The 2,248-nt window shown below is 67.7% G+C and carries 1 protein-coding gene; it reads right to left on the reverse strand.

Going from position 1 to position 2,248, the window contains the following annotated elements; translation table 11 throughout:
* A partial coding sequence (locus tag A5753_RS05570; RefSeq protein ID WP_231990007.1) for a condensation domain-containing protein occupies nt 1-2,248 on the reverse strand: 2,248 nt, incomplete at both ends.

Below are 2,248 nucleotides of genomic sequence, written 5' to 3' on the forward strand. Positions count from 1 at the left end.
ATAGCTGCTCGTGCCCGGTGATGCGGTGGATCTCGCTGAGCGCGAGGTGCTGGTGCTCGAGCGTGCGGTTGTTCGTGTTTTGGAGTTGCGCGAGCAACTCGGTGGCGGTGGTGGTGGGTGTCAGACGCGCCCGGACCGGAACGGTGTTGATCAGCAGCCCCACCATCGATTCCGCCCCGACGACGTCGGCCGGCCTGCCCGACACCGTGGTACCGAATGCCACATCGTGCTGGCCGGTCAGCCAGCACAGCAACTGGGCGAAGGCGCTCTGCAGCACCGTGTTGGCTGTGGTCTGACACGAGCGGGCCAGCTCGCCGACGGCCCGCATGGTCTCGGCAGGCAGCAGGAACGATTCGACGGCACGGGTTCCCAACGCCAGCCTGCGCCCCGAGCTGACCAAAGCGGGGCTGTCAAAGCCCTCCAACACCTCGGCCCAGGCCGCGTGAGCGGCATCCAGATCACGATCGGCCAGCCAGGTCACGAACCGGCGATACGACCCCGCCGGGGCCAGGGCCTGACCGTGATAGCTGGCGAATATCTCCGCTAGCAAGATCGGCAACGACCAGCCGTCGACCACGATGTGGTGATTGGTCAGCACGAAGCGGTGCCGATCCGTCCCAACGCGGATCAACGCCGCCCGGAACGACTGCTGACCGGCCAGATCCCCGACCGCCGCACGCTCGGCCGCACATAGCTGATCGACCAGCTCATCCACGTCGACGTCGAGGCCGTCGCCGTCGAGGTCGCCGTTGCCGTCGAGGTCGACATACCGCCAAGGCACCACCGGTTCAGCAGGGATGATCTGCACCGGCTCATCGAATTGCGCGCAGAATCGGGCCGCCAGATGCGGATGCCGGTTGACCACGGTGTGTACCGCATCGCGTAGACGGCCGGAATCGAGAGCACCGGTGACGGCGATATTCAGCTGCACCGCATACAGATCGTCGTCGCTCCCCCGCACCGTGCTGGCGTGGAACAACAACCCCTGCTGCACCGGGGTCAGGGGCAGCACGTCGGCGATCTGCTGCTCCCGCTGAAGCTGGTCGATTTGCGGCTGGCTCAGCCGAGCCGGGGCGATGTCAGACGGGGTCAACCCGCCGCCCCCGCGTTGCACGTGCGCACAGATCCCGGCCAGGGCGTCGCACCACAGCTGGCTGAGCCGACTGACCTGCGCGTGATCGAGCGACGAAGGTGCCCACATCCAATCGGCGTGCAGTTGCGGCCCGGTGTCGGTGTCGACCGTGCCGGCGTTGAGCTCCACGGTGTGCATCAGCGGCATGGGGATGGCCGCGACGGCGCCGGTGCCCGACGAGCCTTCCCGACTCGGCCACCACACATCGGCGTTCATCGCTGTGTCGCCGCCCGACGCGCCCAGCCGCCCGAGATAGTTGAAGCCGATCACCGGCTCGGAACCGGTGAGGTCCACCTCGCGGTTCACATACCGCAGCAGACCGTAGGTCAGGGAATCCGGGAGGGCGCGAAGCTGCTCCTTGGCGTCCTTGAGTACGGCACCCAACGCCGCCTCGCCGGCGGTCACATGAGTCCAGCGCAGTCCACCGACGGTCAACGACACCGGGTATTTGGAGGTGAACCAACCCACCGTGCGCGACAGGTCGACACCGGGCGCCAGGTCCTCATGCCGGCCGTGGCCCTCCACGTCGATACCGATCGGCGCGGCACCAGTGTTCGCGAACTCCGCCACCGCCAACGCGAAGGCGATCAACAAAATGTCTTGTACCCCGGCATGAAACGCCGCCGGCACCTCGCCGAGCAGCAGCCGGGTGGTCTGGACATCCAACGCCATCGACAGGTGCCCCGCTGCGGCGAACGTATCCGTTGCCGGCTGAACCGCCGGCAGCACGGCCGGGGCTCCCGCCACGTTCCGCCAGACTTCGGCCTGGTCCACCACGTCTGGGCTGTGGGCGTGTTCGGCGAGCAACGCGGCCCACCGCGCAAACGACGTCCCGGTCACCGGCAGGTCTATCGGTTGCCCGCCGCGATGTTGGGCCCAGGCGATGTTGAGGTCCTCGAGCAAAATGCGCCACGAGACCCCGTCGACGGCCAAATGGTGAACGATCAACACCAGCTGCTTGCTGGGACCAACCCACAGCGCGCTCAACATCAGACCGGCGGCCGGATTCAACCGCGCCCGGGCCGCCACGAGCGCCTCGTCGGACAGCGCCTCCACCCGCTGCAGGCAGGAGCGGGCGTCCACTGAGCCGGCCTCGAGGACCTGCATCGACCACGC

Origin of the sequence: Mycobacterium sp. 852002-51971_SCH5477799-a, from assembly GCF_001667145.1 — a bacterium.
GTDB lineage: Bacteria > Actinomycetota > Actinomycetes > Mycobacteriales > Mycobacteriaceae > Mycobacterium.